This is a genomic window from Glycomyces salinus (assembly GCF_016428645.1).
Taxonomy (GTDB): Bacteria; Actinomycetota; Actinomycetes; order Mycobacteriales; family Micromonosporaceae; genus Glycomyces; species Glycomyces salinus.
Map to the genome: position 1 here is coordinate 1 of NZ_JAELXW010000168.1, position 5,130 is coordinate 5,130.

The 5,130-nt window shown below is 72.7% G+C and carries 8 protein-coding genes and 1 pseudogene; 4 read left to right on the top strand and 5 right to left on the bottom strand.

Annotated features, from left to right (window positions below):
• The first annotated feature begins 209 nt into the window (after positions 1 to 209).
• Positions 210 to 539: a nuclear transport factor 2 family protein gene (locus JFB92_RS24765; protein WP_199044602.1), complete on the top strand. Its 330-nt coding sequence runs from the start codon at positions 210 to 212 to the stop codon at positions 537 to 539.
• A gap of 13 nt (positions 540 to 552) precedes the next feature.
• Here JFB92_RS24765 and JFB92_RS24770 read toward each other — a convergent pair whose 3' ends face one another.
• The 3 genes from JFB92_RS24770 to JFB92_RS24780 form a co-directional block, all read right to left on the bottom strand.
• Positions 553 to 963 carry a VOC family protein gene (locus JFB92_RS24770; RefSeq protein WP_199044604.1) on the bottom strand — a complete coding sequence of 137 codons (411 nt, stop codon included), beginning with the start codon at positions 961 to 963 and terminating at the stop codon, positions 553 to 555.
• A 47-nt stretch (positions 964 to 1,010) separates the two neighbouring features.
• Positions 1,011 to 1,742, bottom strand: coding sequence for a helix-turn-helix domain-containing protein (locus JFB92_RS24775; RefSeq protein WP_372451694.1), 732 nt, complete (start codon positions 1,740 to 1,742; stop codon positions 1,011 to 1,013).
• A 138-nt stretch (positions 1,743 to 1,880) separates the two neighbouring features.
• A complete protein-coding gene (locus JFB92_RS24780; RefSeq protein ID WP_199044608.1) occupies positions 1,881 to 2,387 on the bottom strand; it encodes a hypothetical protein in 507 nt (168 codons plus the stop codon).
• A gap of 231 nt (positions 2,388 to 2,618) precedes the next feature.
• On the opposite strand from JFB92_RS24780, the gene JFB92_RS24790 reads away from it, so the two are divergent.
• Positions 2,619 to 2,981 (top strand): YidH family protein, encoded by a 363-nt coding sequence (locus JFB92_RS24790; protein WP_199044611.1) that lies wholly within the window; start codon positions 2,619 to 2,621, stop codon positions 2,979 to 2,981.
• The gene (locus tag JFB92_RS24795) at positions 2,978 to 3,322 is read left to right on the top strand and encodes a DUF202 domain-containing protein (protein ID WP_199044612.1); all 345 of its coding nucleotides are present in this window, start codon (positions 2,978 to 2,980) and stop codon (positions 3,320 to 3,322) included. Before JFB92_RS24790 ends, JFB92_RS24795 begins: the two co-directional genes overlap by 4 nt.
• A gap of 33 nt (positions 3,323 to 3,355) precedes the next feature.
• Here the strand turns inward: JFB92_RS24795 and JFB92_RS24800 are convergent, their stop codons facing one another.
• A complete protein-coding gene (locus tag JFB92_RS24800) occupies positions 3,356 to 3,961 on the bottom strand; it encodes a helix-turn-helix domain-containing protein (RefSeq protein ID WP_199044613.1) in 606 nt (201 codons plus the stop codon).
• 107 nt (positions 3,962 to 4,068) lie between these two features.
• Between JFB92_RS24800 and JFB92_RS24805 the strand changes: the two genes are divergently transcribed.
• On the top strand, positions 4,069 to 4,701 hold the full coding sequence (locus JFB92_RS24805) for a class I SAM-dependent methyltransferase (protein WP_199044614.1): 633 nt from the start codon (positions 4,069 to 4,071) through the stop codon (positions 4,699 to 4,701).
• A gap of 80 nt (positions 4,702 to 4,781) precedes the next feature.
• Here JFB92_RS24805 and JFB92_RS24810 read toward each other — a convergent pair.
• A pseudogene (locus tag JFB92_RS24810) lies at positions 4,782 to 5,130 on the bottom strand (hypothetical protein); the annotation flags it as partial.

The window sequence follows — 5,130 nt, forward strand, 5'->3', positions numbered from 1 at the left end:
ACGGCGACAGCGCGACCCCGACCGTGGCGTGCAGCGCCTAGACCGGCGCTCCGCAACGGACGACCGGGTCCGGCGGCGAGAGCCTCGCCGCCGGACCCTCGCCGCATCGGTCGCGCGGTCGGCGGAAAAGCCGACGGCCCGGTGCCGGATCGGGAGACACTCGGAGCTGCGGCGACCGCCGCGCGAATCCGCGACCGAGGAGCGGCCACATGCAGTACGACGACATCCCCGAGGCGATCCAGACCTTCGTCGACGCCACCAACGCCGGCGACTCCGAGGCGTTCGCCGGGGCCTTCACCGCCGACGCGTACCTCAACGACTGGGGCCGCGAGTACACCGGCCGCGACGGCGTCCGCCGCTGGGACGGCACCGACAACATCGGCAAGCAGTCCCACTTCGAGGTGGTCGGCATCGAGCAGGGCGACCGCCCCGACTCCTACGTGCTGACCGTGCGGGTCTCCGGCAACGGCTTCAACGGCACCAGTCCGCTCGCCTTCGAGCTCCGCGACGGGCTCATCTCGAGCCTGCGGATCAGCTGACGAGCGGCGGCTCTCACTCCGGCGCGCCGGGCATCTTCGACGGGTCGTACGCCAGCAGCTCCCAGCTGTGGCCGTCCGGGTCGTCCACGGCGCGGTTGTAGAGCCAGCCCATGTCCTGGGCGCCCCTGGGCTCGGTCCCGCCGGCCGAGACGGCGGCGCCCGCCAGCCGGTCGACCTCCTCGCGGGACTCGGCCGCCAGCGCGTTGATCGACTCGATCGCGCCGGAGGCGATCGTCCGCTTCGTGAACTGCGAGAACTGCTCGCGGGTCATCAGCTGCACGGCGATCGCCTCGCTGAGGACGACCTGCGCGGAGGTGTCGTCGGTGAACTGCGGGTTCGGCTCGCCGCCGAGCGCCCGGTAGAACTCCGTGCTCGCCTCCAGGTCGGAGACGGGAAGGTTGATGTAGATCTGCGTGAAGGCCATGGGTGCTCCTCGTTTCTCGCGGCCGGTCCCTCCGGCACGACTCGAACCTACGGGCGCACGTCGGCGTCGGTCTTGTACAGAAGCGACAGCACCTCTTCGCCGACCGGCCGCCGCAGCTCGGTCGCCCTCCGGCCGATGAACCGGGTCAGCGACCGCGACAGGTGCGGCTGGTCGTGGTACCCGACCTCGTGCACGACCTCGGCGGGGGCCCTGCCCTCCCGCAGGAGCATCGCGGCTCGCCGCGCCCGCTCGATCTGCCGGATCGTGCCCCGGGTCAACCCCGTGGCCGCCGCGACCCGGCGCTGCGCGGACCGGGGCGTGACCAGCATGGGGGAGTCCCCGGCGACGACGTCGGTCACCAGCGGGTCCCGGACCAGCAGGCCGGCCCGGACCAGGCGGTCGACGAACGTCTCCGCGTTCCCGTAGTCGGGGACCTCCCACTCCTCGCCCCGCAGCACGAACGTGCGCTCGGTCGAATGCGGGCTGTCCACGCTGGCGTCCACGAGCCGGCCGACGGGCAGGCCCTTGATGAACGCGCCGTGACGGAAGACCACGCCGAACGCCTCGCCCGTGTCCTCGCCGAGGGGCACCACCGTCGGGCGGGTCTCGGGCCCACGCACCGAGACGTTGGTGACGCCGCCGGACTTCCAGACGATGAGCTCCCAGTTGGAGTTGGCCACCGACACCATGCGCGCGGGCAGGGGCGTGTCGGACCCCGCCACCTGGTAGACCCGCTCCACATACGGCGAGTCCGACGGCCGGTCCTCGAGACCCGCCATGCCGTCGGGTCGGTCGTGTGCCACGCCACACATCCTAGCCGGGCCGTCTACCGGGCGCGCCCGCTCCGGCTCGGACGCCGGGTTTGCCCGACCGTGGTACAACGGGTTGCCCGCGAACAACATCCCTGGACATCACAGCTAGCCCGCAGGGGGCGCGGCGGAGCGTCCTCTCGCGGCCTCGGCGGCGAACTCCGGGCCGAAATCGATGCCGGTGTCGGCCGCCGCGGCGAGGAGGGTGCGCCACCGCGGCGCATCGGAATGGTTCGGGTCCGCCCGCAACGCCTGCGCGGCCTTGGCGAGGCTCTCGCCGAGCTGCGGGCCGAGGTCCTCCAGCCGCGGCAGGTACGCGCCGATGTGCGGGGACGGGGAGCCGGAGACGAGCCGTCGCGCGCTCGGGGCGATGCCCTCGACCGAATGGGGGAAGCCCCCGGCTCGGGATCGCACGTCGATGTGCCCGGCGACCGCGAGCCGTTTGGAGGCGTAGGCGAATTCCTGCGGCGACAGCTCGATCTTCGACGAGTCCCGCAGGTCGTCGGCCTCGAACGGACCGTGCTCGTCGTACCAGGCGACGACGAGACGCAGCAGCGGCAGGTCTATTTCGTCCCATAGGGACTGGTTGTGCTCCATCATCTCCTCGGTATACACCCCCGCCCTCCCGCCCGAACGGCCCACTGGCGTTCATACGTGCAAGGTCGACGATGAGGCCGTCGACGTGAAAGCGGCCGAATCGGCGCTGATGTCCCATCCGCGGCGGCACGCGGCCGGGCGGACCTACCATGGGACCGTGATTGATGTCGATCTCAACCGCAGAGCCCTGGAAGCGGCCGGCGCGGAGGCGGCCGAGCGAGGCCTCGCCGCGGGACGGACGGTGGCGGCGTGAGCGCCGAGCCGCGGTTCCCCAAGTCTGTCTACGGGGTCGGCAGCGAGCCCGACCCCAGGTTCAGCCTCGCCAACGAGCGCACCTACCTCGCATGGGTGCGCACCTCGCTGGCCCTGTTCGCGGCGGGCGTGGCGATCGAGGCGCTCGAGGTGCCTGTCGACCCGGGCTTCCGGCTGGCCTCGGCGGGCGTGTTCGTGCTGCTCGGCCTGATCGGGACCGTCCAGTCATGGCGCGGCTGGGTGCGCACCGAGCGCGCGCTGCGCCAGGGCCGCATGCTCCCCGGCCGGTCGATCGGGGTGATCGTGGTGGCGGGCATCGCCGTGGCGATGCTGCTGCTGGTGGCCGGTGTCTTCGCGTGAACGCGATCCTCGAGGAGCCCTACGACCCCGGACTGCAACCCGAGCGCACCCTCCTGGCCTGGAAGCGCACCTGCCTCGCGCTCGGCGTCACGGTGGCGGTCGCGGTGCGGTTCGCCGCCGAGACGCTCGGCCCGCTGGTGGCGCTACTGGGCGCGGCCGGGATCGGCACGGCGCTGGCGGCCTACCTGGTGGCGGCGCGCCGGTACCGGGAGACGCAGAACTGGCTCGGCGCCACCGACCGGCTTCCGGTCGACGGCGCGGCACTGGGCCTGCTGACGATCACGATGCTGCTGGTGGGCTTGGCCGCCGGGGTGTACGTGGTGGGAGCGGCCTGGGAGTGACCCGGAAGGGCGCCACGGTCCCCGAGACCGCCTTCAGTCGGCCGCCTGAGCGGCGCGGCGCCGGGGCGCGGCGCGGACGTGCACGCGCTCGCCCTGCCTGCCGATGAGGCTGAGGAACTCCACCGGCCCTGCGCTGGTCGCCCCGAACCAGTGGGGCGTGCGGGTGTCGAACTCCGCGGCCTCACCTGGTTTGAGCCGGAGGTCGTGCTCGCCCAGGACCAGGCGCAGCGTGCCGTTGAGGACGTAGGCCCAGTCGTAGCCCTCGTGGGTGTGGAGGTCGGGTTCGGCGTCGTCGTCGCCGGTCGGCAGGACGAACTTGTACGCCTGGATGCCGCCGGGCCTGCGGGTGAGCGGGAGTATCGTCGTGCCGTCTCCGCAGTCGATCGCGCGCAGGTTGATGCGGGGATTGCCGGTGGGCGGCGCGTCCACCAGCTCGTCGAGGGTGACCCCGTAGGCGCGGGCGAGCGGCAGCAGTTGCTCGAGCGTCGGGCGCCGCAGGCCCGATTCGAGCCTGGAGAGCGTGCTGGCCGAGATCCCGGTCTCCTCCGAGAGGTCGACGAGCGTGGCCTCGCGGCGGAGCCGGAGCTGTTTGAGGCGCGGGCCCACGGCGTCGAGGGTCCGGTCCAGTTCGTTTCCCATCCCCCCAGTTTGCCATTCGGCAATTATCTTTGCCATCTTTCCCCGCTGCCGGGCACCATCGAGCGGTGCCTTCGGACGGGGGCCGCCAGCACACGGGAGGGACCGAGATGACCGAACTCGACAAGGACGGCTGGGAGCGGCACTGGCGGCGGGGCCGGGACGGCGAACCGGGCTCCATGAGCGCCAATCCACCGAACCCGTACCTCGTGGAGGAGATCGGCGGCCTGGCGCCGGGCTCGGCGCTGGACGCCGGATGCGGCGCCGGCGCCGAGGCGATATGGCTGGCCTCGGCCGGCTGGCGCGTCACCGCCGTCGACATCTCGCCCACGGCCCTCGCCATCGCCGCCGAACGCGCGGCGACCGGCGCCGCCGCCGACCGAATCCGGTGGGTCGAGGCGGACCTGAGCGTCTGGGACCCCGGCACCGGATTCGACCTGGTCGCGACCCACTACGCGCACCCGGCGACGCCGCAGCTCGACTTCTACGACCGCATCGCCGAATGGGTCGCGCCCGGCGGCACTCTGCTCATCGTCGGCCACCTGCACACCCACGACACCACCGGACACGACCACCGCCCTCCCGCCGAAGTGTCGGTCGACGCCGCCGCCGTGTCCGCGCGCCTGCCCGGACCGAGGTGGCGGATCGCCACCGCCGGCGAGCGCGCCCGCACACTGCCCGGACCGGACGGCCGCGCCACCACCATCCACGACGTCATCGTCCGCGCCACCCGCAGTGGCTGAGTCGTTCCACCCTGTCCAGCCGGAGGCCCTGTGACCGGTCGGAGCCTATTTCCCCGACAAGCGGTTCCTCCAGGGTGATCTCAGGATTCCGGCGCGGTTCCGATCGCGGTTCGGGCGGGCGGCGACGGAGTGGCGTATGGCGGCCGGGTGGGTGCCGGGATCGGCGTGTTCTGGCGGTCGCGGCGGCCTGAGCGGGTGGTACTCGGGAGCGCGGTGGACTGCCCGGCGGCGGTGGTCGACCCGGCGAGTGCCTGCCAGGTCTCGGGCCGGTGGTCGCCGCGGCTGCGTGCCGGGCGGTGTGGCGACGTCCGGGTGGCGGTGTCGGTCGGGTCCTGGCCGGGCAGGGTCGGGTCGGTCATGTTCGGTGTCACCTCCTTGCTGCCGCTGCTGCCGGTGGTTGCCGGTCGCGGTGGGTCGTCTCCTGCGGTG